At 63.3% G+C, this 26,995-nt stretch carries 23 protein-coding genes and 1 pseudogene; 10 read left to right on the forward strand and 14 right to left on the reverse strand.

What is annotated here, in order from left to right:
* The first annotated feature begins 17 nt into the window (after positions 1-17).
* Genes ACZ9EJ_RS06125 through ACZ9EJ_RS06135 form a run of 3 tightly spaced genes read left to right on the forward strand, consistent with a single transcriptional unit; the run spans position 18 to position 2,274 of the window.
* The gene (locus ACZ9EJ_RS06125) at positions 18-518 is read left to right on the forward strand and encodes a TRAP transporter small permease (RefSeq protein ID WP_046607409.1); all 501 of its coding nucleotides are present in this window, start codon (positions 18-20) and stop codon (positions 516-518) included.
* Positions 515-1,810 (forward strand): TRAP transporter large permease, encoded by a 1,296-nt coding sequence (locus ACZ9EJ_RS06130; protein ID WP_046607410.1) that lies wholly within the window; start codon positions 515-517, stop codon positions 1,808-1,810. Before ACZ9EJ_RS06125 ends, ACZ9EJ_RS06130 begins: the two co-directional genes overlap by 4 nt.
* Before the next feature lie 5 nt (positions 1,811-1,815).
* Positions 1,816-2,274, forward strand: a complete 459-nt coding sequence (locus ACZ9EJ_RS06135; RefSeq protein ID WP_046639325.1) for a DUF3237 domain-containing protein — start codon at positions 1,816-1,818, stop codon at positions 2,272-2,274.
* 228 nt (positions 2,275-2,502) lie between these two features.
* Here the strand turns inward: ACZ9EJ_RS06135 and mdlC are convergent, their stop codons facing one another.
* A complete protein-coding gene (gene mdlC / locus ACZ9EJ_RS06140) occupies positions 2,503-5,586 on the reverse strand; it encodes a benzoylformate decarboxylase (RefSeq protein ID WP_304655562.1) in 3,084 nt (1,027 codons plus the stop codon).
* Positions 5,587-5,723: 137 nt separating this feature from the next.
* On the opposite strand from mdlC, the gene ACZ9EJ_RS06145 reads away from it, so the two are divergent.
* Entirely contained in the window at positions 5,724-6,623 is a 900-nt protein-coding gene (locus tag ACZ9EJ_RS06145) for a LysR family transcriptional regulator (protein WP_251090320.1), read from the forward strand.
* Positions 6,624-6,642: 19 nt separating this feature from the next.
* Here the strand turns inward: ACZ9EJ_RS06145 and ACZ9EJ_RS06150 are convergent, their stop codons facing one another.
* The 10 genes and pseudogenes from ACZ9EJ_RS06150 to ACZ9EJ_RS06195 all read right to left on the reverse strand — a co-directional run bounded on the left by ACZ9EJ_RS06150 (position 6,643) and on the right by ACZ9EJ_RS06195 (position 16,351).
* Positions 6,643-6,828 carry a hypothetical protein gene (locus tag ACZ9EJ_RS06150; RefSeq protein ID WP_037083302.1) on the reverse strand — a complete coding sequence of 62 codons (186 nt, stop codon included), beginning with the start codon at positions 6,826-6,828 and terminating at the stop codon, positions 6,643-6,645.
* A 125-nt stretch (positions 6,829-6,953) separates the two neighbouring features.
* A pseudogene (gene atzF, locus ACZ9EJ_RS06155) lies at positions 6,954-8,784 on the reverse strand (allophanate hydrolase).
* Positions 8,781-9,134, reverse strand: a complete 354-nt coding sequence (locus ACZ9EJ_RS06160; RefSeq protein ID WP_046639155.1) for a cupin domain-containing protein — start codon at positions 9,132-9,134, stop codon at positions 8,781-8,783. Before ACZ9EJ_RS06160 ends, atzF begins: the two are co-directional and overlap by 4 nt.
* Positions 9,127-9,822 carry a cysteine hydrolase family protein gene (locus ACZ9EJ_RS06165; RefSeq protein WP_046639156.1) on the reverse strand — a complete coding sequence of 232 codons (696 nt, stop codon included), beginning with the start codon at positions 9,820-9,822 and terminating at the stop codon, positions 9,127-9,129. Before ACZ9EJ_RS06165 ends, ACZ9EJ_RS06160 begins: the two co-directional genes overlap by 8 nt.
* Entirely contained in the window at positions 9,822-11,375 is a 1,554-nt protein-coding gene (locus ACZ9EJ_RS06170) for an ABC transporter ATP-binding protein (RefSeq protein ID WP_046639157.1), read from the reverse strand. Before ACZ9EJ_RS06170 ends, ACZ9EJ_RS06165 begins: the two co-directional genes overlap by 1 nt.
* Positions 11,372-12,073 (reverse strand): biuret amidohydrolase, encoded by a 702-nt coding sequence (gene biuH / locus ACZ9EJ_RS06175; RefSeq protein ID WP_046639328.1) that lies wholly within the window; start codon positions 12,071-12,073, stop codon positions 11,372-11,374. Before biuH ends, ACZ9EJ_RS06170 begins: the two co-directional genes overlap by 4 nt.
* 11 nt (positions 12,074-12,084) lie before the next feature.
* On the reverse strand, positions 12,085-13,101 hold the full coding sequence (locus ACZ9EJ_RS06180; protein ID WP_046639158.1) for a formamidase: 1,017 nt from the start codon (positions 13,099-13,101) through the stop codon (positions 12,085-12,087).
* 12 nt (positions 13,102-13,113) lie between these two features.
* On the reverse strand, positions 13,114-14,040 hold the full coding sequence (locus ACZ9EJ_RS06185; RefSeq protein ID WP_046625853.1) for an ABC transporter permease: 927 nt from the start codon (positions 14,038-14,040) through the stop codon (positions 13,114-13,116).
* A 3-nt stretch (positions 14,041-14,043) separates the two neighbouring features.
* Positions 14,044-15,171, reverse strand: a complete 1,128-nt coding sequence (locus ACZ9EJ_RS06190) for an ABC transporter permease (protein ID WP_046639159.1) — start codon at positions 15,169-15,171, stop codon at positions 14,044-14,046.
* A gap of 52 nt (positions 15,172-15,223) precedes the next feature.
* Positions 15,224-16,351: a BMP family ABC transporter substrate-binding protein gene (locus ACZ9EJ_RS06195; protein WP_024164156.1), complete on the reverse strand. Its 1,128-nt coding sequence runs from the start codon at positions 16,349-16,351 to the stop codon at positions 15,224-15,226.
* Between the two features lie 339 nt (positions 16,352-16,690).
* On the opposite strand from ACZ9EJ_RS06195, the gene ACZ9EJ_RS06200 reads away from it, so the two are divergent.
* Entirely contained in the window at positions 16,691-17,365 is a 675-nt protein-coding gene (locus ACZ9EJ_RS06200) for a GntR family transcriptional regulator (protein WP_046639160.1), read from the forward strand.
* 691 nt (positions 17,366-18,056) lie between these two features.
* On the opposite strand, the gene ACZ9EJ_RS06205 is transcribed toward ACZ9EJ_RS06200, so the two are convergent.
* Positions 18,057-19,499 carry a M81 family metallopeptidase gene (locus ACZ9EJ_RS06205; protein WP_046639161.1) on the reverse strand — a complete coding sequence of 481 codons (1,443 nt, stop codon included), beginning with the start codon at positions 19,497-19,499 and terminating at the stop codon, positions 18,057-18,059.
* 8 nt (positions 19,500-19,507) lie between these two features.
* Positions 19,508-20,650 (reverse strand): ROK family transcriptional regulator, encoded by a 1,143-nt coding sequence (locus ACZ9EJ_RS06210; RefSeq protein ID WP_251090321.1) that lies wholly within the window; start codon positions 20,648-20,650, stop codon positions 19,508-19,510.
* 197 nt (positions 20,651-20,847) lie between these two features.
* On the opposite strand from ACZ9EJ_RS06210, the gene ACZ9EJ_RS06215 reads away from it, so the two are divergent.
* The 5 genes from ACZ9EJ_RS06215 to ACZ9EJ_RS06235 all read left to right on the forward strand — a co-directional run bounded on the left by ACZ9EJ_RS06215 (position 20,848) and on the right by ACZ9EJ_RS06235 (position 26,135).
* A complete protein-coding gene (locus tag ACZ9EJ_RS06215) occupies positions 20,848-22,326 on the forward strand; it encodes an ABC transporter substrate-binding protein (RefSeq protein ID WP_476098839.1) in 1,479 nt (492 codons plus the stop codon).
* A 236-nt stretch (positions 22,327-22,562) separates the two neighbouring features.
* The gene (locus ACZ9EJ_RS06220; RefSeq protein WP_046639162.1) at positions 22,563-23,483 is read left to right on the forward strand and encodes an ABC transporter permease; all 921 of its coding nucleotides are present in this window, start codon (positions 22,563-22,565) and stop codon (positions 23,481-23,483) included.
* The gene (locus ACZ9EJ_RS06225; RefSeq protein WP_046639163.1) at positions 23,483-24,349 is read left to right on the forward strand and encodes an ABC transporter permease; all 867 of its coding nucleotides are present in this window, start codon (positions 23,483-23,485) and stop codon (positions 24,347-24,349) included. The genes ACZ9EJ_RS06220 and ACZ9EJ_RS06225 overlap by 1 nt, the downstream gene beginning before the upstream one ends.
* Positions 24,346-25,362, forward strand: coding sequence for an ROK family protein (locus ACZ9EJ_RS06230; RefSeq protein WP_080955658.1), 1,017 nt, complete (start codon positions 24,346-24,348; stop codon positions 25,360-25,362). Before ACZ9EJ_RS06225 ends, ACZ9EJ_RS06230 begins: the two co-directional genes overlap by 4 nt.
* A 35-nt stretch (positions 25,363-25,397) precedes the next feature.
* Positions 25,398-26,135 (forward strand): copper homeostasis protein CutC, encoded by a 738-nt coding sequence (locus ACZ9EJ_RS06235; protein ID WP_046639164.1) that lies wholly within the window; start codon positions 25,398-25,400, stop codon positions 26,133-26,135.
* 179 nt (positions 26,136-26,314) lie between these two features.
* Here the strand turns inward: ACZ9EJ_RS06235 and ACZ9EJ_RS06240 are convergent, their stop codons facing one another.
* Positions 26,315-26,965 carry a helix-turn-helix domain-containing protein gene (locus tag ACZ9EJ_RS06240; protein WP_052753950.1) on the reverse strand — a complete coding sequence of 217 codons (651 nt, stop codon included), beginning with the start codon at positions 26,963-26,965 and terminating at the stop codon, positions 26,315-26,317.
* Positions 26,966-26,995: the final 30 nt, after the last annotated feature.

Consider the following 26,995-nt stretch of genomic DNA (forward strand, 5'->3'; position numbering starts at 1 on the left):
TTCATCGAGTGCTGTCCATGAACCGCTATCTGGAACGCTTCAGCGACGTGGTCGATCTTGTGGCAGGCATCCTGCTGGGGCTGTGTACCATCCTGATCGTCGCTTCCACCGTTGGCCGCTATGTCCTGGCGTGGCCGATCCCCGACTCCTTCGATATTTCGCGCTATCTCATCGGCGCCTGCATCATGTGGGGGCTGGCCTCGCTCGGCTATCGCGGCGGGCATATCGCGGTCGACCTGCTCTACGAGCCGATGGGTCCGCGGGGGCGCCGCATCCTCAACTTCATCGCCTGGGCGCTGCTCCTCGCCTTCACGGCCATGCTCGCCTACATGATGTTCTTCCGCCTCGCCAGCGCCTATCGGAGCAATGAAGCGACGTTCGATCTGCGCATCCCCGTCTGGCCATTGATCGGACTGATCTGGCTTGGCTGCGCATCGGCCGTCGTCACCACCGCGATCTCGCCTTTCGTTCGGCGGGAACCTGAAGATATCGATCCGCTTGAGGGCCATGGCGTATGAATACCGCTGATCTCGTCGCTATCGGCGGCTTTGTCGCCATGTTCGTGCTCATGGGCCTGCGCGTTCCGCTCGGGGTTTCGATGGGGCTGGTCGGCATATTCGGCTTTGCCGCCATGCGAGGCATGTCGCCGGCGCTCAACCTGCTGACGACGTCGCCGATCCGTGTCGTTACCGACTTCAACTTGACGCTCGTGCCGTTCTTCATCCTGATGGGAGCGTTTGCCACCAATTCCGGCATGTCGCGGGAACTGTTCAGGACCGGTAATGCCTGGCTCGGACAGTTCCGGGGAGGGCTTGCCCTCTCCACGATCGGCGCCTGCGCCGGGTTTGCGGCTATCTGCGGCAGTTCGATTGCGACCGCCGCGACCATGACCCGCATCGCGCTGCCCGAGATGCGCAAGGCGAAATACGCCGATGCCACCTCGACCGGCGTTATCGCCGCCGGCGGCACGCTCGGCATCCTGATCCCGCCTTCGGTGATCATGGTCGTCTACGCCTTTCTGACGGAGACGGATGTCGCGCAGCTGCTGATGGCCGGCATCATCCCCGGCATCATGGCGACCTTCATGTACATGGCAACCGTGCTGATCGCCCATGGCAAGCGGTTGCCGCCCGGAAAGCCGTTCGAACTGAGGGAAGCTCTCGCATCGCTTCGGGACGTCTGGGCCGTCATGCTTCTTTTCATTTCGGTCATCGGGGTCATCTATCTCGGTATTGCAACCGCGACGGAAGCGGCGGCGGTCGGGGCGTTGATGACGATGGTCATCGGCCTGCTGCGCGGCCGGCTGAACTATCGGTCCATCATGGCGAGCCTCGTGGAGTCGCTCCGGACGTCGGTTTCGCTGTTCAGCGTGCTGATCGGCGCGATCCTGTTCGGCTATTTCCTGGCGATCACCCAGTCGCCGCAGAAGCTGACGGCACTGCTGGTCGGAATGGATCTCGGGCCATATGGGACGCTGACGCTGATCCTGGTCATTTTCCTGATCGCAGGAGCCTTGATGGACGAGATGGCGATGATCATCCTGCTCGTGCCGATCGTGTTCCCGGTCATCAGCCATCTTGGCTTCGACCCCGTCTGGTTCGGCATCATCATCGTCGTCGCCTGCCAGCTCGGCATGATCATGCCGCCCGTCGGCATCAATGTCTTCGTCATCAATTCGATTGCGAAGGATGTGAAGATCACCACGATCTACGGCGGCGTCATGCCTTTCATTCTCAACGATATCATCCGGCTTTTCCTGCTGGTGGCGTTTCCGGTGATCTCGCTCTGGCTGCCGCAAACGATGAGATGACGCACATGATCGCTCCGAGCCTCAGGCCGCTTTGCGAAATCCGCGCCGAACTCGGCACGCCGATCGAGAAGGGAGGCGGTCCGGGCGGTCGCTGGCGGATCATCCCGATCATCGGCGGCGTGGTCGAAGGGGAGCGTCTTTCCGGGCGCGTCCTCAATCTCGGCGCGGACTGGCAAAGCGTCTATGACGCCGGTTACGCGGAACTCGACACGCGTTACGTGATCGAGACCCATGACGGAGCGATGATCGACATCCGCAATTTCGGTTTCCGGCATGGACCGGCAGACGTGCTGGCAAGGCTGGCGGCCGGCGAGACGGTCGATCCGGCGCTCTATTACATGCGCACCACGCCGCGCCTGCAGACCGGCGATCCGCGCTATGCCTGGCTCAACCATACGATCTTCATCGGCACCGGCGAGCGCCTGGCAAGTGCCGTGCGTATCAGCGTTTTCGAAGTGCTCTGATCCACCAGCTAAGTCGGCTCCGGACCTTCTGAGAGATCAGAAGGTAGGCCACCTTGCCGTCATCCTCGGGCTCGACCCGAGGATCCAGCATCCGCAGTGCCAGGGGCGTGGATCCTCGGGTCGAGCCCGAGGATGACGACGAGTGGGGAGCCAGCCCTGACCACAAATGGAAAGGCCGCCGGATCATAACCCGGCGGCCTTTTTGTTCACTATGAAACCCGGCTGGCCTCAGGCCATGTGGATCGTCTTGACCTCGAAATAGTTTTCGAGTCCTTCCGGACCACCTTCGCGGCCGATACCGGACTGCTTGAAGCCGCCGAATGGATGGTGGATGTCGACGATCATGCCGTTGACGGTGACGCTGCCGGTCCGCATGCGGCGGGCAAACGCATAACCACGCTCCGGATCGGAGCTGAAGACCGCGCCGGACAGGCCGTATGTCGTGTCGTTGGCGATTTTCACCGCTTCCTCATCGTCCTTGTAGCTGATGATCGAGACGACCGGGCCGAAGATTTCCTCCTGCGCGATCTTCATGTCCATCGTCACGTCGGTGAAGACGGTCGGCTCGATGAAGTAACCGCGCTCGAGGCCCTTCGGGCGCCCGCCGCCGCAGGCAACCGTCGCACCGCCTGCGCGGCCGGCGGCGATGTAACCTTCGACGCGGGCAAGCTGGCGGGCCATGGTGAGCGGGCCCATCTGGGTGGTCGGATCAGCCGGATCGCCGACCTTGATGTTCTTCACTGCGCCCACATAGAGGTCGATGAATTCCTGTTTGCGCGATTCCGGCACCAGGATGCGGGTCAGCGAGAAGCAGACCTGGCCGGTGATCGGCATGGAATAGACCATCAGCGCCGGCAGAGCCTTGGTGAAGTCGGCATCGTCGAGAAGAACGGCCGCGGACTTGCCGCCGAGTTCCAGGCTGACGCGGGCCAGGCGATCGGCGCAGGCTGCGGCGATGGTCTTGCCGGCGATGGTTGAGCCGGTGAAGGAGACCTTGTCGATGCCCTGGTGGCGGACGAGGTAGTCGCCGCCTTCGCGGCCGGCCGGCACCAGGTTGAAGACGCCCTTGGGCAACCCGGCCTGTTCGATGCACTCGGCCAGAAGATAGGCGTCGAGCGGCGTTTCCGGCGAGGGTTTGGCGACAATCGTGCAGCCGGCGGCAAGCGCTGCCGAGATCTTGTAGTTGAGGAGCACCATCGGTGCGTTCCACGGCGTGATCGCGGCGCACACGCCGACCGGCTCGCGCACGACGCGGACTTCGCCGCCATCGGCACGCTTGCGCTGATCGACGAAATCGTCGTTCTCGATCAGGTCGGCATAGTAGTTGTAGAGGCCGGGGTTCTGGCCGACCAGCTTCTTGGTCAGGAATATCGGCGCGCCGACCTGGGTCGTCCAGGCATTGGCGATCTCGTCGAGGCGGGCGGTCAAGAGGTCGGCGATCTTGCGCAGATAACCGGCACGCTCCTTGAAGCTCATGCGCGGCCAGGGGCCGTTGTCGAAGGCGTCGCGGGCAGCGGCAACGGCCTTGTCGATATCGGCGTTGCTGGCTTCCGGATAGGTCATCAGCACTTGTTCGGTCACCGGCGAGATGACGTCGAGCGTGTTGGTGCCGAGCGGGGCAACCCATTCACCGCCGATGAAGAATTTCTCGGGGGTTTTCAGGACCTGTTCGTTTCTGACAGCGACATTCATTTCAGTCTCCTCCTCGGATAGAATGATTTCCAAAAGCCGCGGCCCCTTCATCTTGAGAAGGTCCCGCAGGCATGACGACAATTCCTCGCCCTTTTCGCAGCGGACGGCCTTGCAGCCCTGCGCCTCGGCGATCTTCACGAAATCCATGTGGCCGATATCGACGCCGTCGATGCGGCCGGAGCCGCTCCGTTCGGCAATCGCCTTCAGCACCTTGTAGCCGCCGTTGTTGAGGATGACGATCATGAGATCGGCATCGTATTCGACGGCAGACCAGATCGACTGGATGGCATAGAGGCTCGATCCGTCGCCGATGACGGCGATGACCGGCTGTTCGGGCTTGGTCAATGCGGCGCCGACCGAGCCGGGCAGGGCATAACCGAGCCCGCCACTGGCGGTGGCGAAAAAGCCGCCGGGCCGTTCGATCGGGAAATAATCATGCAGCGCGTCGCGAGCGCCCGGCGCTTCCTCGAAGACGATGCTATCGGGCGAACGGACGTCGGCGAGCGTCTGGTAGAAGAATTCCTGGGTGATGCCCTTCGGTGTTTTCAGGCGCGGAATGGTGCGGGCCGGTCCGCCGGTACGCGGCGCACGGCAGCGCAGGCGGTAAACGAGGCTTTCGGTCGCGGCGCGCAGGTTCGAGACCATGGCGTTGCCGACGATGGCGCTGGCGGCCTGGGCCGGGTCGTCGGTGATCAGCCAGAGTTCGGCACCCGCCGGGATGTCCGGACCGGAGCCGGCAAAATGATAGGTGAAGGCCGGCGCACCGAGTACGAGCACGAGATCGGCACCATGCAGGCAGTTCGCGAGTTTTGGCTGGAAGGCCGGCAGGAAACCGGCAAACAGCGGATGGCGCTCCGGGAAACTGCAGCGGGACGACAGCGGGCTCACCCAGACTTTTGCCTGCAGGATTTCGGCAAGCCGCACCGTGGCATCCCAGGCATTGTCGATATCGACGCCCGGTCCGACGACCAGCACCGGCTCGCGGGCGTCGTTCAGCCGGCGGGCCAGATCGTCGATCGCGGAAGCCGGCGCACTGATCACCGTTTCCACGTCGCGGATGGCGATCGGGGCTGCCTGTACCTGCCAGTCGCTCAACGGGACCGACACCATGACCGGGCCGCGCGGCGCCTGCATCGCCATGTAATAGGCACGCGCGATCGCGGCCGGCACGTCTTCGGCGCGGGCCGGCTCGCAGGCCCATTTCACATAGGGCTTCGGAAAATCGGTCGGGCTTTCGGCAAACAGGAACGGATCATGCGGCAACAGTTCGCGGCTCTGCTGGCCGGTGGTGATGATGAGAGGCGCCCGGTTGCGGTAGGCGGTGTAGATATTGCCGAGCGCATGGCCGAGGCCGGCAGCCGAATGCAGGTTGACGAAAGCCGGCTTGCGGCTCACCTGCGCATAGGCGTCCGCCATCGCAACGACGATCGATTCCTGCAAGCCGAGCACATAGGAAAAGTCTTCCGGGACGTTGACGAACATCGGCAGTTCGGTGGAGCCCGGATTGCCGAAAATGCGGTCGATGCCCTTCTGCCTGAGAAAGTCGAAAACAGCCTCGCTTACCGTCTGTCCACGCAGCTTCGTGCTGCCGGACAGGAAATCCAGCGACATCTTGTTCATAACTTTGAGGCCTCCTCCCGGCCTTCAGGGTTGCCACCCTGAGCGCATATCTTGTCGTGGGAAGTGTCGCAGATAGCGCCCCATCTTGGAATTGAAGAATATCCAAGAATCCATTACATCAAGGCATGACTTTGGATGTGCGATCCGCTCAAATCGTTCTGGAATGCGCGCGGCGCGGCAGCCTCGGCGCGGCAGCGACGGCGCTCAACATGACCCAGCCGGCGATCACTCGCATGCTGAAGCGGCTGGAGGACAGCTACGGCGTTCCGCTCTTCGAGCGTACCACCCGCGGCGTGGTGCCGACGGTGTTCGGCGATGCGCTGCTTCCCTATGCCAAACTGGTTGTGTCCGAGATCGGCAATGCGACCGACGTCATCCAGCAGATGCGGGGTGCCAGCCGCGGCGTGGTGCGGATCGGCGGAGTGGCGAGCGTCGTCAGCGGCTTCATCATCGCCGTGATCGGCGAGATGCGCAAACAGCATCCTGAAGTGCAGTACCAGGTGATCGAGGACCTGGAGGACCGGGTGCTGGAAGGGCTGAAGGGCGGAACGATCGACATCGCCATTTCGCCGGAGCCTTATCTCGATGACGACATCGTCATCGCGACGCCCGATATCATGCACGACACGGTCTCGGTCTTTGCCAGGTCAGACCATCCGATCATCAGCCGTGAGCATGTGACGCTTGCCGAAGCGGCGGGGTTCGACTGGGCCATGCCGCCTCCGGGAACGCCGACCGTCCGGGAATGGCAGCGGCGGTTCCACGACAATGCGCTGGAGCCGAAACCGCCAGCGATCGTCTCCCGCTCGGTGCCGGTTCTGAAGGCCGCGGTTCTCTCCGAGGCGATGTTCTGCTGGATGCCGCTGCCCCTGGTGCGCGAGGAGGTGGAACGGGGCAACATGGCACGCGTCAACGTGCCCGAACTCGACTGGCAGCGGACCTTTCGTGTCTACCGCCGGAAGAAGGGCCTGATGACGCCGCCGACGGTCAGTCTGCTGCAATGCATCCGCCGCGTCAGCGAGACCTGGTCGATGTGATGGGCAGGGTGATTACGGTCTAACGCTGTTTGGCGCCCGCGCTCTTGCCGTCTGAGCTCTTCGACCTTTCCTCGAAACGGTCGGCGCCCTTGGCGAGGTCCGAACCCTTTTGGGCTTCGACCTTCTTCTCTTCCTTGCGGGTGCTCTGCTTCAGACCGCGTGCGGATTCCCGTCCCTTTTCGGTGGGAGCCTGTTCGATACCCATGATTTCTCCTCCAGCGCCTGATTGGCGCAGCAGTCGAACGGACGGGGCGTGAAGGCGTTCCCACATATCCGCATCTTTTCCGGATTTACGTGCCGCGTAGTCGGCCGCGGATCATCCGCCGCAGATCAGCCGGTTTTGCCGACCCGCGGCAGAGACGCGAATTCCTTGAGATAGGCTCGCCAGCCGCCATAGGCGGTGATGTCGAGCGCGCCCTGAAGCGCAAACGGTTCGGCGAGGAACCCCTTGGCCGAGGTGCCGTCGGACAAGGTGACGGTGCCGATGCCGAGCGGGGCGGGGATTGCCGCGACGAACAGGCCGAAGGCCGCCGGCGTCAGCTTCCAGACCTCGACCTCGATCTCGCCGCCTTCGCCTTCGGCGACCCGGACCATGCCGGGTTTCGGCGGCACCGTGCCGGCAAGTGCGTAAAGCTTGTAGGCGGCGGAGGTTTTCGCGACGCCGGAGAAGCTGCCGTCGAGATCGGTCAGCTGGTAATTGAGCGGCATGCCGGACAGGTGGGCGCCGACCACGACGATATCGATCAGGTCTTCGCTTGCTGCGGCAACAGGCGTTTCGGCTGGCGCCGGCAGCGGCCAGCCGGTGGCGCCGAGGGTCAGGCCGCTTGCCTGGTGAAGGTCACGGGCCAGTGACGCGGTGAGGCCATCGCGACCGGAGGGGGCGAGCAGTGTCACGCTGGCCGGCAGGCCGTCGGCGCGGGTACCGGTCGGCACGGCGATGCCGCACATGTCGAGCAGATTGACGAAGTTGGTATAGGTGCCGAGGCGGGAATTCTCGCGGATCGGCTCCGCCTCCAGATCGGCACGCGTGTAGTGGGTCGGGGCGGTCGGCACGCAGAAGAGATCGACGGAGGCGATCAGCGGCGCCAGCGTCTTCTTGAGCGCCTGCAGCGCATAAAAGCCCTTGAAGGCATCGGCTGCGGAGAGCGACTTGGCCCCGCCATAGATTTTTCGCGTTACCGGGTGGAAGCTCTCTTCCTTCGTGTCGAAGAAATCCTTCACTGCTGCATAACGCTCAGCCACCCAGGCGCCTTCGTAGAGAAGGTTGGCGACCTTGTAGAAATCGCCGAAAGGCACTTCGACGATGCGGTGTCCGAGCCTCGCGAGCATCGACACGGCATCGCCATAGGCCGCCTCCATCACGGTATCGCCGAAGAATTGCAGGTCCGCCTTGGCAGGGATGCCGATGGTCAGCACCGGGGGGGCGGAGCCGAAGCCGGTTGCCGGAACGACCTTTGAATAGGCGTCCGTCTCGTCGTATTTCGCGGCGACGGAGAAGACCTTCCACGCGTCGTCGGCGGTCAGCGCGAAGATCGAGACGCAGTCGAGCGTGCGGCAGGCAGGGACCACGCCACTGGTCGACAGCGAGCCGACGCTCGGCTTCAGTCCGACGATATTGTTGAGGCCGGCCGGGATGCGACCGGAACCGGCGGTATCGGTGCCCAAAGCGAAGCTGACGATGCCTTGCGCGGTGGCGACTGCCGAGCCGGAAGACGAGCCCACCGGGTACGAGCTTCGCATCGATGGCATTTCTCGGGATCGGGTAGGGCGAGCGCACCCCGACGAGGCCGGTCGCGAACTGGTCGAGATTGGTCTTGCCGATGACAAGAGCGCCGGCCGCCTTGAGCAGGCCGACCACGGTCGCGTCCTTCTCGGGAAGATAGGCATAGTCGGGGCAGGCAGCGGTGGTCGGCAAACCGGCAACGTCGATATTGTCCTTCACCGCGAAGGGGATGCCGAAGAGTGGTTTTTCGGGATCGAAGGCGCCGAGCTTTGCGGCTTCCGCCAATACAGCGACCTTGTCGGCCAGGTGGATGAAGATGCCGGGATCGTCGACCTCGGCGATGCGCTTGAAAACCGCTTCGACGATCTGCGCGACACTGCCGCCATCCTGGTAGAACGCGTGAAGCGAGGCGATATCGAAGGCTGGTGTCGCAATCATGCCATTTCCTCTTCCAGTATTGTCACCGGCCGGTCCCACTGGATCAGCACGACGCAGCCGGTATCGCTCCAGACGGAGTGTTCGGTGCCCGGCGCATTGACGATATAGCTGCCGCGCCCGTAGTCGCCCGTCTCGTCGGATTGCACGCCCTCGAGCACCAGGATGGTTTCCAGCCCCTCATGGCGATGGCGGGGAACGCCGGCACCGGCCTCGTATTTCAAGAGCGCCACGCCCGGCTGGTCACCCTCGAAGGGGCGGATCCAGTGGATCGTCACCTCGTCGCGGAAAGGCTCGAATTTCAAATCTTTCCAGCCGCCTAGCGTCAGGAGTTCGCGGGTTGATTCAGGCATTGGTCATCCCCTTTGGCGCGATCCCGTCCAGAATGTCGTCCACATGGGCGGTCCAGCCGACGATCGCGCCCTGGGCGCGGATCATGGCGATGGCGGCGGCCTTGAACTCGGGAAAATAGCTCTCCGTCGCCTCTTCGGCGAGCAGGCACTCGTAACCGCGGTCGTTGGCCTCCCGCATCGTCGTCTGGACGCAGACTTCCGTCGTGACGCCGGCGAAGACGAGCTGGCTGATGCCCTTTTCCTTCAGCACTTCGCCGAGTTCTGTGGCATAAAATGCACCCTTGCCGGGTTTTTCGATCACCACCTCGCCATCGACCGGCGCAAGCTCGGAAATGATCGCCGTGCCCGGTTCTCCGGAAATCAGCACCCGGCCCATTGGGCCGACATCGCCGATCCTGAGCGTCGGATTGCCTCGATCACGCTTGGCGGGCGGCAGGTCGGAAAGGTCCGGCTTGTGGCATTCCATCGTGTGGATGACCGGCAGGCCGGCATCGCGAAAACCCTGGATGAGGCGTTTGACGTCCGGCACGATTTTGGTGATGCGCCCGACGTCGTTTCCAAGGCTCGCGCCGAAACCGCCGGGCTCGGCGAAATCGCGCTGCATGTCGATGACGATAAGCGCAAGCGCCGCGGGTTTGGCCGGAAAGGCGAAGGGTTCTGCCTTGATCTCAATTGTCCCCTCGGCCATCAGTGATGCCCCGCCATATGGGCGCCGATGACGCCGATATCGGCGGCTCGGATCGGGGTTTCATAGACCAGCTTGCCCTCCGAGATCACCATGATGCGGTCCGACATTTCCAGCAGTTCGTCGAGATCCTCCGAGAGCAGCAGCACGGCGGTACCCGAGTTGCGGGCCCTCATGATGCGGGCGCGGATTTCCGCGACGGCCGAAAAATCGAGGCCGAAACATGGATTGGAGACGATCAGCAGATCGACCTCGCCGGTCAGTTCGCGGGCGAGCACGGCGCGCTGCACGTTGCCGCCTGATAGAGCTGCGATCGGCGACGACGAGGAGGCGGTCTTCACCTTGAAATCCGAGATCAGCGAGGTTGCGCGCTTCTTCATCTCGCCCTTGTTCAGCCAGATCGCATCCTTGCCGTCACCCTTCAGGTCGAAGGTGCGGAAGGCGAGGTTTTCGCTGACGGTCATCTTTGGCGCACAGGCGTTCTGCAGCGGTTCTTCCGGAATGAAGCGGACGTTGTTCTTGCGGGTTTCCGGCCGGGTCGCGCCATAGGTCTCGCCATTGACGGTCACCGTGCCTCGGTCGGTCGGGCGCTGGCCGGCGAGAATTTCGGTCAGTTCCTTCTGGCCGTTGCCGGAAATGCCGGCAATGCCGACGATCTCGCCGGAACGGACGGTCAGGTTGTCGATCTCGATCGTCTTCAGGCCGGAACGGTCCGGCGCCTTGACCTGTTCGACCTTCAGCACCGATTTCGCCGCCTCCGGCACCGGCAGGCGGCTGTCGAGTTCGGCGAGCTTGACGTCGCCGATCATCATCCCCGCCATGTCGGAGGTCGAGAGTTCGCTGACCTTGCCGGTGCCGACCAGCTTGCCACGGCGCAGGATCGACACCGCATCGGCAAACTTCGTCACCTCATGGAACTTGTGGCTGATCATCAGCACGGTCAGTTCGCCGCGTTCCGTCATGCCGCGCACGATACCGAGCATTTCGTCGGCTTCCGCTGGCGTGAGAACGGAGGTTGGTTCGTCGAGCACCAGGAAGGACCGGCCGAGATAAAGCTGCTTGACGATTTCCAGCTTCTGCTTCTCGCCGGCCGCCAGTTCGCTGACCGGCCGTTCGAGCGGGATCTGGAAGGGCATGCGCTCCATGAAGGCGGCAAGGTCCTTGCGCTCCTTCGCCCAGTTGATCACCGAGGGCACGGAGGTGCGGCTGATCACCAGGTTTTCGGCACCGGTCAGCGAGGGGACCAGCGTAAAATGCTGGTAGACCATGCCGAGCCCGTAGGTTGCCGCATCCTTCGGCGAGGCGACCGAGACTTCGCGTCCGTCGACCGAGAGCGAGCCCGAGGTCGCGTGGTAGAAGCCCATGATGCATTTGACGAGCGTGGACTTGCCGGCGCCGTTTTCGCCGAGCAGCGCATGGAACGAACCGGCCGGCACGCTGATCGAGACATTGTCGAGGGCAGTGAAGGAGCCGAAGCGCATGGTCATGCCGAGCGTTTCGATGCCGACCGCCTTGCCGGCCTGGGGTAGGGGCGTATCGCGGACGATGTTGTTCATGGCAGCTGGCTCACAAAGGTAACCGAATTGGAGACGGAGCCGAAGACGCCGCCCTGCATCTTGACCATCTTGATGGCGGCGAGATGATTGCCGTAGTCGGTGGCGCCGCAGCAGTCTTCCAGCATCAGGCATTCGAAGCCGCGGTCGTTCGCCTCGCGCATCGTCGTCGAGACGCAGACATCGGTGGTGATGCCGGTCAGCACGATGTTTTCGATGCGCTTCTGGTTGAGGATCAGTTCCAGATCGGTGGCGCAGAACGAGCCCTTGCCGGGCTTGTCGATGATCACTTCGCCTTCGATCGGGTAGAGTTCCGGAATGATGTCCCAGCCTGGCTCGCCGCGTGTCAGGATGCGGCCGCAGGGGCCAGGATCGCCGATGCCGGCACCGATGCGCTGCGAGCGCCAGCGCTTGTTGGCGGGCAGGTCGGCGAGGTCGGGGCGGTGGCCTTCGCGGGTGTGGATGATGTGATAGCCCTTGGCCCGCATGGCGGCGAGCACCGTCTTGATCGGCTCGATCGGCGCCTGCACCAGCGACAGGTCGTAACCCATGTGATCGACATAACCGCCCTTGCCGCAGAAATCGGTCTGCATGTCGATGATGATGAGGGCGGTGTTTTCGGGTCTCAAATCGCCGTCATAGGGCCAGGCATAGGGATCGGCGTCGATATAATGCCCTTTGGTTTCAACCATCGCGTCCATCATTGTCTCTCCTATTCGCCAGCCAGCTTGAATGTCTCGCCATAAGATCGCACGGGTTTGTCGAAGCCGCAGGACGTGCCGTCGGTGACCTTCACCGCGTCCTCCCAGGGCAGCCTGTATTTCCCGGCGATCAGATCGTGCATGTAGGTGTAGGGCGCATCGCCTGCGCCGCCCGCGACCGCGACGTAACCCCGATGGCCGAACTGGTAGATGTTGTTCTCGACGCCCCAGCCGAGTCGGGCCTCGCGCACCAGGTCGGGCCGCACCTCGGCGGTGATGATCTCGTTGACCCGGCCGGACGTGCCGTGGGCGATGATCGTGCCGTCGAAATTGCAGACCATGCCTTCGCCCATGGAATCGAACGTGCCGTCCGAACCGCACATGCACACACTCGCCGTCACCATCAGGTTGCAGAAGGCGTTCGACTGGTTGGTGAAGCGCCACGCGTCGCGGATCGGCGCGGTGTAACCGGCGGTGCGGATCATGATCTCGGCGCCCTTGTAGGCACATTCGCGGGCCATTTCCGGAAACATGCCGTCATGGCAGATGATCAGCGCCAGCTTGGCGCCTTTCGGCCCGTCGATGACCGGAATGCCGAAATCGCCAGGCTCCCAGGGTTCCACAGGCACCCAGGGGTGCATCTTGCGGTAATAGAGTTTCAGGTCGCCGTTATCATCGATGACGATGCCGGAATTATAGGGCATGCCGCCCGGGTTCAGCTCCATGATCGAGAAGCAGCCCCAGATCGCATTGTCCCTGCAGGCCTTGCGGAAGGCCGCGACTTCCGGACCGTCGAGCGTGCACATGATCTCCGGATTGATGTCCATCGAAAGCCCGTGCAGCGCATATTCGGGAAAAACGACCAGATCCATGCCCGGCTGGTTGCGCCGGGCCTTGGCGACCAGATCGACGATCACCTGCGTCTGGCGGGCGAGGTCCGCCCTGGTGACCGTTACCGGTAGCTGGAGCTGGACGAGGCCGATACCGACGCCGTGCTCCGATTTGTTGAGGCCGCCCAATCCGTTCATGACCGATCTCCCTTATTTCGTCAGCGACAGCGCGCCTGGCGCACCGGCCAGCGAGCGGGTGGGCGAGGAGGTCGCGATCAGGATGATGAGGGTGAGCACGTAGGGTGCCGCGTAGAACAGGTAATAACCCTGTGTGACACCGACCGATTGCAGGGCGGGGCCGAGGGCCCCGGCACCGCCGAAAAGCAGGGCGGCGAGGAAGCAGCCGATCGGATTCCAGCGCGCGAAGATGACCAGCGCCACGGCCATCAGGCCCTGGCCGGAGGAAATGCCTTCGTTCCAGGAGCCGGGGTAATAGAGCGACAGGTAGGCGCCGCCGATCGCAGCCAGTGACCCACCGGCGGCGGTCGCCAGAAGCCGGACACGGTCCGGGCTGATGCCCATGGCGCGGGCCGCGTCGGTGCTGTCGCCGACGACGCGAAGGATGAGGCCGATGCGGGTGTTCCTGAACGCCCACCAGAGGAAGAGGGCGAGTGCGGCGCCGATGAAGAACAGCACGTTGATGTTGAGCGCCGCCTGAACCTGAGGTGTTGCCGACCAGCCGCCGAGCGGGATGGAGGGCAGTTTCGGCGCGACAGGCTGGATGAAGGATTTGCCGAGGAAGAAGGCGAGGCCCAGGCCGAACTGCATCATGGCGATGCCGATGGCGATGTCGTTGACCTTGGGCCATTTGCAGATCCAGCCGTGGATGGTGCCGAAGATGGCGCCGGTCGCCATCGCCGCCAGCACGCCTAATGTCGGCGAACCGGTCATCACCGCGACCGCGTAAGCCGTCATGGCCCCGAAAACGAGCGTGCCTTCGAGCCCGAGATTGATGCGGCCGGAGCGTTCGGTGATCGTCTCGCCGAGCGAGACGAAGATGAAGGGGGTGGAGACGCGGATGGCGCCTGCGAAGATCGCCAGCGGCACGCCCCAGAGGCCGATACCTGTGTCTTCCATCGGTCAGCTCCTTTTCCAGAGGTCGGGATTGAAGATCTTGAAGCGGCCGTAAAAGGTCTCGCAGAAGAGGATGACGATGAAGAGCGTACCCTGCAGCACGAGGACGGTGGCATCCGGCAGGCCCATGCGCCGCTGGATCAGGCCCCCCGATGCAGCGATGCCGCCGAGCAGGATGGCGACCGGGATGATCGCCAGCGGATTGTGCCGCGCCAGGAAGGCGACGAGGATGCCGGTGTAACCATAGCCGGCGGCAAGCGAGGCGTTGGCGCTGCCCTGCACTGCCGCGACCTCGATCATGCCCGCGAGGCCGGCAAAACCGCCGGCAATCGCGGTGAAGCCGACGATCAGCTTGCCGACCGGCAGGCCCTGGATCTGCGCAGCGCGAACATTGCCGCCGGCGATGCGGGCGGCAAAACCGAAGCTGGTGATCTCGATCAGCACCCAGGAGAGGATGCAGGCAACGACGCCGATGACGAGGCCCCAATGGACGTCCATGCCGGGGATGTGGCCGAGCATGTAGTCCTTCGGCAGGGGTTTGGTGGACGGCTTGTTCAAGCTCGCCGGATCGCGCAGCAGCCCTTCGACGAACTGGTTCATCAGGGCAATCGCGATATAGGCCAGAAGCAGCGAGGAGATCGTTTCGTTGACGCCGCGGTAGTGGCGCAGGAAACCGGCAAAACCGATCCAGATGCCGCCGACGATCATGGCGGCGATGGCCATGAAGACGAAGAGCATGATCGGCGGCACCACGCCGACGAAGGGCATGGCGCTGGCCGCCGCGGCGACCCCACCGAGGACCACTGCGCCTTCCGCGCCGATGATGACGAGGCCGAGCCTTGCCGGCAGCGCGACGCAGAGCGCGGTCAGCAGCAGGGGGGCGGCGCGGGAAAGGCTGTTCTGGATCGAGAACCAGCTTCCGAAACCGCCCGTGTACATGAGCTGAAAGAGGGTGACCGGCGACTTGCCGATCGCCAGGATGAAGAGGGAGAAAAGTGCCAGGCCGATCAGGATCGCCACGAGCCCGATCGCCACCGGTTCCGCCCGTCGCGCAAGCCATTCGAGGAGGGGGCGGAGGGACGCCTGGCCCCCCGCCGTGATGGGCAGTCCCGGATCGTTCGTTTCGGCCGTCATGGCGCTTCTCCCCCTTGACGTGAGGTTAGGGACGTAAGGTCAGGACATCAGGTCAGGACGTGGACCCGACGACGCCCTCGACCAGGTAACCCATGCTTTCCAGCTCGATCGCATCCTCGGCAAACGACTTGCCGGCGGTGACGACGACATTGCCCTTGTTGTCCTTGATCGGGCCCTTGAAGACCGAGAACTTGCCGGACATGATCTCGGCGAGCGTCGCCTCGAATTTCTTGCGGCCTTCGGCGGAAACGGCGGGTCCGAGCGGGCTCATCTTGACGAAGCCGTCCTTGAGGCCGCCGCGGACGAAATTGCCGAGCTTGCCGCCGCTCTGGGCCGCCTTGATGAAGTTGGTATAGACATTGCCCCAGGCCCATTCGGCGCCGGTCAGGTACTTGTCCTTGGCGAGCGCGCTCTGGTTGGCGTGATAACCGCAGACGAAGGCGCCGCGGCCGGCGGCCGTCTCGACCACGACCTTCGGGCTATCCACATGGCAGGTGATGACGTCGGCGCCCTGGTCGATCAGCGCGTTGGTGGCTTCGGCTTCCTTGACGGCGAGCGACCATTCGCCGGTGAAGATCACCTGGCAGGTGATGGTCGGATCGACCGAACGGGCGCCGAGCAGGAAGGAGTTGATGTTCTGGACGACCTGCGGGATGGGCTTTGCGGCGACGAAGCCGATCTTCTTGCTCTTCGACGCATAGCCGGCGGCGATGCCGTTCAGATACTGGCCCTGGCCGATATAGCCGAAATAGGAGCCGGTATTGGCCGGATGCTTGCCTTCGGTCCACAAGCCGCCGCAATGGCGGAACTGCACCTTCGGATATTTGGCGGCCATCGCCAGCATGTGGGGGTCGAAGTAACCGAAGGAGGTCGGGAAGAGCAGGGTAGCGCCGTCGAGATTGATCATCGATTCCATGGTCTTCTGGACGTCGACGGTTTCCGGGACGTTTTCCTCTTCGACCAGTGTGATGCCGGGCATCTTCTTGATGACGGCCGCGCCCTCGGCATGCGCTTGGTTATAACCATAGTCGTCCTTGGGGCCTACATAGATGAAGCCGATGGTGAGCGCGGTCTGGGCCGCGGCAGGCGAGCCGATCAGGCCGGGGACGGCACCGGCTGCCAGGCCGGCAGCGGAAGCCTGGAGAAAATTGCGGCGGTTCATGGGAAGGAGTTTGGTCATCGGAATGCTCCTTGCGGCGCTAGGCCGGTTTCGAACGGGTACGGTAAAGTGCATGCAATGTGCGTGCCAGGCGTCAAGCTATTGTTATTGCGTTCGAATTTTTCCAGGCTAAAAAGCGATGGTGAAAAGTGCATACAGATTCATCGCGTCTTCGCTTAATAAATAATCAATCATTATTATTTGTTCAGCAATCTCGCATTTGGGCAATACGGCAATTGACGGTGGGATTTTCCGGCGTCAGAAAGCTGAAAACTACCAATGTCTTGCCGGCGTCATTTGACTTATCGAATCCGGAACGGCATCTGTATGCAGGTTGTGAGCGTTAAGTAGAATCGTCCCGTGAAGCAGGTCAGGCGCAGAGAAGTCATCCGTACCGGAACCACCGTCGAACAGATGGTGCGCGCCATTGCCGACATGATCGTCACGGGCGCCATCCTGCCGGGGGAGAAGCTCGACGAGATCACGCTCGCCTCGCGTTTCGAAGTGTCCCGGACGCCGGTGCGCGAGGCCCTGCGCGAGCTCGGTGCCATGGGTCTTGTCGGGCGCGAGCCGAACCGCAGCGCCGTCGTCACCAATGTGACCGGGACCTATCTGCATTCGATGTTCGAGGCGATGGCCGAGCTCGAAGGCATTTGCGCCCGGCTGTCGGCGGAGCGGATGACGGTCGATGAGCGGCGGGCGTTGGAGCTCGATCATCGCGGCTCGATGCGGCTGGTGCATGCCAGCGCCGAGGAAGACTATGCGGCGCACAATACCGAATTCCACACAAGGCTTTATCGCGGCGCCCATAACGACCACGTCTTCGAGATGGTGACGCAGACGCGGGCCAGGCTCGCCCCTTTCCGCCGCGCGCAGTTCCGCCTGCCGGGGCGCCTTGCGAAATCCTACGAGGAGCACGACCAGATCGTCACCGCGATCATCCGCGCCGATGCGGCAGCGGCTGGGCAGGCGGCCTATTCGCATGTGGCGATCGTCAGCGACGCCAGCGCGGTATTCGCGACCGCCGGGGAATAGCAGCCGGCCAACGTCACGACCTCTTTTCCAGACAGCACTTTTGGCCGCGCGGATGAAAATCCGGCGGTTCCGTTTTGTGGGAATGGGGCAGGCGGGGTATTTCGGGGTATTGGGTATTCAGGCTTTCCGCCTGCCCCGGCCGTTTTCTGCGTTTTCCGGGGATTGTCAGGCCCCTAAACCGTTTCCTCGACCGTCACCGGAAACCGGACCTTGCGAGCCGGATGATGCGGCCGGTTCGCGAACCCGGTTTCCCATCCGATGACGGGAGGATTATGCGGGTGGCTGCGGGATGCGGGGATGGAGGGGGAAGGGAATGCGGCTAAGTGTTTGGACGCGGGCGGGGAATTTTTCGAGAGTGGTGAAAACGTCCCCGTTTTGAGTGAGCTGTTCGTCCAACACGCGAGTGCGTCGTCATGGCCCATGAAGAAGGCTGAGACATTTTCATCGTCAATTCGGAGATTGTTCAGCGTCACCTTGGTGATCGTGCGCCTGCCTCCAATTCCTCATTCCTGTGCTTGTCACAGGAATCCAGTCAGCCCAAGTCCTTGGGCTGAAAAGACTCTTCTGCACCGCAGACGCGGTGCTGCTGGATCCCTGTGACAAGCACAGGGATGAGGGCGGGTGCGGTGGGCACTGATGGGGCGACCGAGAGCTCCGTGGGTGGCTTAACCAGTCCGCAGACCTTCCGAAATCACCGCCCCGCAGACCGCGCCGAAACGAACACCTGCGGCTCGTAGGTAAAATCCCTGTCGAAGGGGTAGGTCGGCTTTAGCTTACGGTGGCGTTCCAGGCGTTCGACGAACTGGTCGACCACGCCCGGCGACAGCGCCATCAGGTTGGGGTTGGCAATCGGCGCCAGTTCGGGCGAGAGATAGCCGGACTTCACGACGATGATCTTTGCGCCGTTCGGGTCGAGGCCGAGGCGGGTGAAATCGGCGATGTAGTGGTAGGGGCGGCGCTTGGCGGAGAGGACCAGTTCGATGCCGCCGATCGCGACCACCGCCTGTCGGTCGGCAAGGTCTGTGCTCTCGTGCAGGAACTGCACCTTCACTTTTGCCTGGACCGGCTTGCTGCCGATCGTATCCAGCGAGGCGCCGATCGTGAGGTCGAGTTCGGCACCCACGCCGGCGGCATAGCAGGCCTCTGTCGCCGCCTTGTCGGCAATGCCGGCGAAGACGACGCCGGTTGCCTTCTTCTCGATCAGGTCGGCCAGCACCTCGGCACGATCACCCACACCGCCTCCGGTCGGGTTGTCGCCGGATTCGGCAAGCACGACAGGGGCGGTTTTCGAGGCAATCGCCTTGTCGACGCAGTCCTGGATCGAACCGGTCTCGCAGCCGAACACGAATTTTTCGCGCGCGTCCCAATAGGCCTTGGCGACGCGCTTGGCTTCCCGCTCGAGCACAGTGCGGTCGGTGCCGGTCATGATCGCGGCCGCCGTGCCGCGCGGTTCGTCTGCCCAGACGTAGCCGACCATCAGCGACGCATCCCAGACGCCGTCGATCGCGTCGATTTCCGGCATCATCGCGTATAGGCTTTTTGCGGGCTCATCGACCGTCGAGGTGCGCTCGCCCGGCAGCACGACGGGGATCGGCGCCCAGAGCAGCACCGGCTTGACGCCGGTCTTCAGGCTCTCGACCAGCATCTTCACCGAGCGGCGCATGGTCTCCTCGACATCGATATGCGGCGCGGTGCGGTAGGTGGAATACATGTCGAGCGCATCGATGATCCGCTGGCTGACATTGCCGTGCAGGTCGTAGCTGGCCGATATGGTGCAGTCCGGGCCGACCAGATCGCGGGCGGCAGTGATCCAGTCGCCCTCCGCATCCTCCATGCCCTGCACATACATGGCGCCGTGCATGGCGAGATAGAGTCCGTCGAGCGGCAGCAGGGGCTTCAGGCGATCGAGGAATTCGGCCTTGAAGCGCTCGTAGGTGGAGCGGGAGACCGGACCGCCGGCAATGGCGCGGCAGTGGATGGTCGGCAGGAACTCGGCGTCGTAATCCTTGAGGAAGGCGAAATAGGGGGCAGCGGTCAGGTCCTCGCCGCGCACGACGCGAAAATCCTTTTCCTCGTTGAGAACCGGATTGTAGGTGCTGCATTCGATATGGATGCCGCCGACAGCGATACGCATGGGAAACCTCAGTTGGAGTTGGGGCCGATCAGGAAGTTATGGGCTGCGATGCTCGCCGCACCCCGCGCCCAGACATCGCCATCGACGCGCTTGATGCGGATCGGCGTCTGGCCGGCGTAGCGCGGCAGCACGTTGGTTTCGATCGCCTGATTGACCACCGTGCCGAACAGGCCGTCGAACGAGCCTTCGACATGGGTGATCAGGATCAGGCCGGGGTCGTTGATCTGTATGAGGTTGGCGATTGCCAGTCCCAGCCCCGATCCGGCGCGGTGCAGGATGCGGATCGCGGCCGCATTGCCGGTCGAGGCCTCGTTCTCGATGTCGGACAGCGAGACGCATTGGAGCCCTTCGGCGCGCGACATTTCCTTGATCGCCTTCATCGAGGAGACGGTATCGAGGCAGCCGCGCTTGCCGCAGCGGCAGGGCGAGCCACCCGGCTCGATGGTGCAGTGGGCAATTTCGCCGGCGCCACCGTGATTGCCGCGATAGAGCTTGCCGTCGATGAAATGGGCGCAGCCGATGCCGTCGCCGAGCGAGACGACGCTGAAACTCTGGATCTCGCGGGCGCTGCCGAACAGCTTTTCGCTGACGGCGACCGCCTTCGCATCGTTCTCGATGAAGGTCTCGACGCCGGTACGCTCCCGGATGATCTTTGCAAGGGGCACGTCCTGCCAGTTGAGCAGGGTGGACTGCACGCAGTTCGACTGCGTCTCGTCGACGAAGCCGGAGAGTGCGACGCCGATGCCGGACAGTTTTTCCTTCGCTGACGGATGGGTTTGGAGAAGGCTCGGCAGTCCCTCGGTGATCGCCTCGGCGATGACCTGCGGGTCGCGCGACAGCGGCATCGACTGGCGGGCGATGATCTTGCCATTGAGGTCGCAGAGGATCATCGGCGCCGGATCTTCGAGCAGCGAGATGCCGACAAAGAAGGCGCATTCCGGATGCAGGTCGAGCCGCACCGACGGGCGGCCCTGGCCATAGACCGTCTCGGTTTCGTGCAGCACGCCGAGGTCGATCAGGTCGCGGGCAATGCCGCTCATCGCTGCCTTGCTCAAGCCCAGCAGGTTCGCCATCTCGGTCCGGCTGAGCGGACCGGACTCGCTGATGACGCGCACAAGCTGGCGCTGGGAGGAGGTGAGCAAGGCGTTCAAAGGCAGCCGTTTTCTGTTTGTGAAGGTGGGTTGACACTAAGTTCAGAAAATGAACAAATCAACGCCAATAAATTATAAAAATGATCTAAGGCGGCAACGACCGCCCCCGTGTCAACAAAACCAAGGGTGAACTACCATGACCATGTTCTTGAAAAGTCGCCATTTCACGCTTGCCTGCGCCGTCGCGGGCAAGCCTCGTGTTTCCTGTCGCGGCGAGTGCCGCGACGCTCAACGTGATGCAGACCGAAGCCCCGCGCTCCATGGATCCGGGCGACCAGACCGCGACCTATACCGCAGCCCTGCTCGACCCGATGTACGAAGGCCTCATCAAGCGCGATCCCGATCTGTCGCTGAAGCCCGCGCTCGCCACCGAATGGTCGGCCGACGCGTCCGGTCTCGTCTGGACCTTCAAGCTGCGTCCGGGCGTAAAATTCCATGACGGTACGGCCTTCGATGCCGACGCCGTGGTCAAGAATTTCACCCGTCACCTCGATACCAAGCGCGGCCTTGCCGCCAGTGGTCGTCTGCGCACCTTCCTCGAAGGCGTCACCGCCGTCGATCCGCTGACCGTTCAGTTCAAGCTGAAGACCCAGTACCCGGCCTTCCTGGCACTTCTGTCGACCGGTCCCTGCCTGATGGTCAGCCCGACTGCCGACGCTGCCGGCACGGTCGGCTCCAAGGCCGTCGGCACCGGTCCCTACAAGCTGCAGGAATACAAGTCCGGCGAATACGTGATCCAGGCCAAGAACACCGATTGGTGGGGCGGCGCGCCGAAGGGCGAAGACCAGATCAAGTGGACCTGGACGGCCGAGCCTTCGGTGATGAACATGGCGCTGCAGACGGGCGATGCCGACGTCATCAACCCGTTCCCGGCCGCCTTTGCCGCGCAGGTCAAGGCGAACCCGGAGATGAAGCTCTCGACGACCGACGGTTCGGCCGTCTTCTGGGTCTCGCTCAACACCAAGCTGAAGCCGCTCGACGACGTGCGCGTCCGCCAGGCGCTGAACTATGCGACCGACCGCGACGGCATCGTCAAGGCGTTCATGAACGGTTATGCGACGCCGGCGAATTCGCCGCTCGCTCCGGTCACCCCCGGTTATGACAAGACGCTCAATCCCTATCCCTACAATGTCGAGAAGGCCAAGCAGCTCCTGAAGGAGGCCGGTTATCCGGACGGTTTCGCCATGTCGACCATCGTGCAGGAGCAGGAATCGCGCATCGGCGAACTGCTGCAGGCGATGTGGGCCAAGGCCGGCGTCAAGCTCGAAGTGCGCAAGATGGAAGGCGGCGTCTGGTCGAAGGCAGCTTTCCAGGATCCGGCCGGCAAGGAGAAGGACAATATCGGTTCGTCGATCGCCTCCTGGTCGTCGGGCGTCAACGGCGCCGACCTGCAGTTCCGCCCGCTCTATTACACGAAGAGCGCGTCGCCCGCCGGTGCGAACCTCGGCTTCTTCTCCGATGCCAAGCTTGACGAGCTGATCGACAAGGCAGCTTCGGCGCTAGACGAAAAGGCGCGCAACGCGATCTATGTGGATGCCCAGAAGGTGGTGAACGAGCAGGCTCCGCATGTTCTGCTCTATACCAAGCAGGACCTGTTTGCGACGCGCGCCAGCGTCAAGGGCACCTGGGTGATCCCCGGCGGCCTGATCGTCGTCAAGGAAGCAAAGAAGCAGTAAATGCAAGTCGACAATGGTTTCTCCTCTCCCGGCGGGGAGAGGAGGGCCTGTTCGAAAGCCCGTGTGCCATTACCTCCGTCATGCTCGGGCTTGTCCCGAGCATCTGCAGCGTTTGATTGGAAACGTGGTTAGATCCTCGGTACAAGGCCGAGGATGACGTCGAGTGGGGGCGTCGCGTCGATAGCTGTGGGGCTTTCTCAGTGTAGGACAACCTGGAATAAAAACGTAGAAGGCGGATGAAAGCCTATATCACCAAGAAATTGCTGGCCCTGCCGCTGATCCTGATCGGCGTGTCGCTGCTGGTCTTCGTGGCGATCCGTGCGCTGCCGGGCGATCCGGCGCGGCTGATGGCCGGACCTGAGGCGACGCAGGAGGCCGTCGACAACATGACCGTGCGGCTCGGCCTCGACCGCAGCCTGCCGGCCCAATATGCCTCCTTCGCCTATGGGGCGGTGAGGGGCGATCTCGGCGTTTCGATCAAGTCCAAGCTGCCCGTCGTCGACGAGATCGCCGAGCGCCTGCCGTTTACCATCGGGCTGGCGATTACCGCCTATCTGATCGCCATCGGAATCGGCGTGCCGGCCGGCATGATCGCGGCGATCTACCGGCATGGTTGGCCGGACCAGATCGTGATGATCCTTGCGATTGCCGGCGCCTCGATCGCCAATTTCTGGCTGGCGCTGATGGCGATGAATACGTTTTCCGTGCAGCTCGGCTGGCTGCCGCTGCTTGGCGCCGCGTCCTGGAAGAGCTTCATCCTGCCGTCGATCACGCTCGCCGTTCTGCCGACCGCGGTCATCGCCCGCATGACCCGTTCCAGCATGATCGAGGTGATGAGCCAGGACTATATCCGCACGGCTTACGCCAAGGGCGTCCTGCCGAGGAACATCTACTGGAGCCATGCGCTGCGCAATGCGCTGCTGCCGATCATCACTATCGTGGGCTTGAATTTCGGCAGCCTGATGGGGGGCGCTGTCGTGACCGAATCCGTCTTCAACTGGCCGGGTATCGGACGGTTCCTCGTCGATGCGGTGCGTTACCGCGACTATCCGGTCATCCAGGGCGTGACCCTCGTCGCCGTCACCGGCGTGGTCGTCATCAACTTCCTGGCGGAGATGCTGATCGCCTTCCTCAACCCGAAGATAAGGTTCGACTGATGGCATCCGTTGACACCGATACCGCGTCGCGCCGGCCTGCGGTCTACCGGGGACTGCGCTGGATGGCGACCCATCGCAGCATCACCATCGGCGGCTTCCTGATCGGCATTATCGTGCTCGCCGCAATCTTCGCGCCGCTGATCGCGCCGGCTGATCCTTATGTCCAGGACCTGCTTGCAATCATGGAGCCGCCATCGCTGGCGCATCCGTTCGGGACCGACGACAACGGCCGCGATATCTTCGCCCGTGTCATTTTCGGAGCGCGCATTTCCTTGGCCGAGGTGGTTCTGGCCGTCGGGTTGGCGGTGCTTGTCGGCGTCCCGCTCGGCATCCTCTCGGGCATGAGCGGCCGGTATGTCGACCAGGCGATCATGTGGACGATGGACATCCTGTTTGCCTTTCCGGGCATCGTGCTCGCCATCCTGATCGTCAGCGTGCTCGGCAGCAGCCTGATCAACCTTCTGATCGCCATTGCCATTTTCTCCGTGCCGGTCTACGCCCGCCTCAGCCGCAACCTGACGCTGGGCCTGAAGGGCATGGACTATGTCGAAGCCGCCGTCTCCCTCGGCATCTCGCGCCGCCGTATCATGAGCCATTACATCCTACGCAACGCGATCGGACCGATCATCGTGCAGTCGACGCTGACTGCCGGCACCGTCATCCTGTCGGCCGCAAGCCTGTCGTTCCTCGGCCTCGGCGCCCAGCCGCCGCTTCCCGAATGGGGCGCGATGATGAGCGACGGCCGCAACTATCTCGGCCTCAACATCTGGATGTCGCTGTTTCCCGGCCTGGCGATCATGATCACCGTGCTTGGCTTCAACATCCTCGGCGACGGCCTTCGCGACCTTCTGGATCCGCGCAAATGAGCATCGCCGCAACACCCCGCACGACAGGCCAAGTTGGGCCGGCAAGGCCGGTCTTCTGCGTCGATATCGGCGGGTCGTTCATGAAATTCGCGGTCTCGCCGGCACCCGGCACGCTGGTGCCGCTCGAAAAGGTGGCGACGCCGGCTGCCAGTTGGGACGATCTTGCGGCCTCTCTCTCAGGGCTCATCGAGCGCAATGCGGGTTCCGGCGATCCGGCCTCGCCGCTGGCGCTGTCGATCGCCGGCCTCATCGATCCGCGTGACGGAGTTGCGACCTCGGCCAATATTCCCTGCATAACCGGACGGCGGATCGGCGACGAATTGTCTGCCATTCTCGGCCGTCCGGTACTCGCTGCCAATGACGCGGACTGCCTGACTCTCGCCGAAGCCAACGAGGGCGTCGGGCGCGGCCATTCGGTGGTGTTCTGCGCCATCATGGGCACCGGCATCGGCGGGGGCCTCGCAATCGACGGCCGGCTGGTGCGCGGCGCCGGCGGCGTCACCGGCGAATGGGGCCATGGGCCGATCCTCAACACGAGTGTCGAGCTTGGTGGCGAGACGCTCCATGTTCCGCGCTTTTCCTGCGGCTGCGGCCAGTCCGGCTGCGTCGATACGATCGGCGGGGCACGCGGCATCGAGCGGCTGCATCATTTCCTGCACGGCTGCGAGGAGACCAGCTACCGGATCCTCGAAGACTGGCAGGTGGGCGAGGCGAGGGCGGCAAGGACCGTTGCCGTCTATCTCGAACTGATCGCCGATCCGCTGGCCCTGTCGGTCAATGTCACCGGTGCCTCGATCGTGCCGGTCGGCGGCGGGCTTGCTTCGGTCACGCCGCTGATCGATGCGCTGGACCGGGCGGTGCGCAAGCGCATCCTCAACCGTTTCGATCACCCGCTGGTGACACCGGCGCTGCGGCAGGAGGATGGCGGGCTGGTGGGCGCTGCGGTGCTCGGCCATCAAAGTGCCGTCTACGGTCACGAGGGTGCCGTCCACGGTCGCGAAAGTGCCGTCTAAGGTCACGAAGGTGACGGTCATCAAGGAGACTGATTCTGTCCATCCTGCTCGAAGTCTGCGTCGATAGCCCCGAAGGTCTCGCAGCCGCAATCGCCGGCGGCGCAAACCGGATCGAACTCTGTGCGGCGCTCGACGTCGGCGGCCTGACGCCGCCGCCGGGCATGATCGCGCTTGCCTCCAAGGCGCCGATCCCGGTCTATGCGATCATCCGGCCGCGCGCCGGCAGCTTCGTCTACGACGCCGACAACGAGGTGGCGATGATGGCGGATATCGATGCGGTGCGGGCGGCGGGCCTTGCAGGCGTCGTGATTGGTGCCAGCTGTCCCGACATGACGCTCGACATGCCCTTGCTCAGGCGGCTGATGGCGCATGCGCGAGGCCTCGGCGTAACGCTGCACCGCGCCTTCGATCTGGTGCCGGATCCGTTCGAGGCGCTGGAACAGGCGGTCGAGCTCGGCGTCGAGCGTATCCTGACCTCCGGCCTCAAGGTCAGCGGGCCGGACGGGATCGACATGTTGAAGATGCTGGTGGAGCGGGCGGGAGACCGGGTGTCGATCATGCCCGGCGGCGGCATCAATCTGGCGACCGTCGAGCGGGTGGTTCGGGAAACCGGGGTACACGAGGTCCACAGTTCCTGCCGACGGCCCGTCGAAAGCGCGGACGAGCGTGCCATCGCCTTCGGTTTCCAGGCGCCGATTTCGCATGAGACGAGCAGCGAGATCGTGCGGCAGATGCGCGGTCTGCTCGATGAGCTCGGCGCAGGGCGCGGCTGATCGTCAGGCACGACTTTGCGGCAGGCCGTCGGGGGAGACAACCTGCCGCTCAGCAGTCAGGGAGGAATATCCTGAAATCGAGGAGGTATGCACTTCAAGTCTACGGACAACCGCCGTTCGTCCGTTCATGCACTGCCATTTCAATGCTATTTCAATGCCATGCGTATTGTCATTTCATGTCATGCGCAGAGGCTGCGGAGTGCTTCGTGCTTCTTGATCTCGATGCAACGAATGCTCCGCAGTTTGATAAGGCCGGCCGTACGGAGTTTTGCGAACACGCGCGACACCGTTTCGATCGTCAGGCCTAAATAATCGGCTATATCAAGCCGGGTCATGGGTATGTCGAAGTGTTCCAGTCCGCCTTGGCGTTCCGACATGTCGACGAGGAAGCCGGCGATCCGTTCCACCGCCGTCTGGCGGCCGATCATCATGATATGTTCCTGGGCGCGCAGCATGCCGCGCAGCGCCAGCGAGAGCAGTTCCGGCAAGGCCTGGTCGTTGGCGGCGCGGCTGATGGCGCGCAAGCCCGTCGGAGCGATGGCTTCGGCGAAGAAACTATGGGTCCGGTCAGCCTCGAAGCCGAAAGTCTCCCCGGCCAGATGGAAGGCGATGACCTGTCTCCTTCCGTCGGACAGCAGCCGGTGGATCCGCACGGCACCGAATTCGACGTGATAGAACGTTCCTGCCTTGTCGCCGGGGGCGTAGATTTCGGCACCGGCATTGAAGGTCGTCACGGTATTGGCCCGGAGGAGGCCCGCGGTCGGGGATGCGATCACGATCTGGCTCTTGGTGAGCTCCAACTTCGTGGCATGAGCGGCTGCGGTTTGCATCTTCACGTCTCCCCTTGCTGTGATCATCAA

This window comes from Neorhizobium sp. USDA 3394, assembly GCF_056280385.1.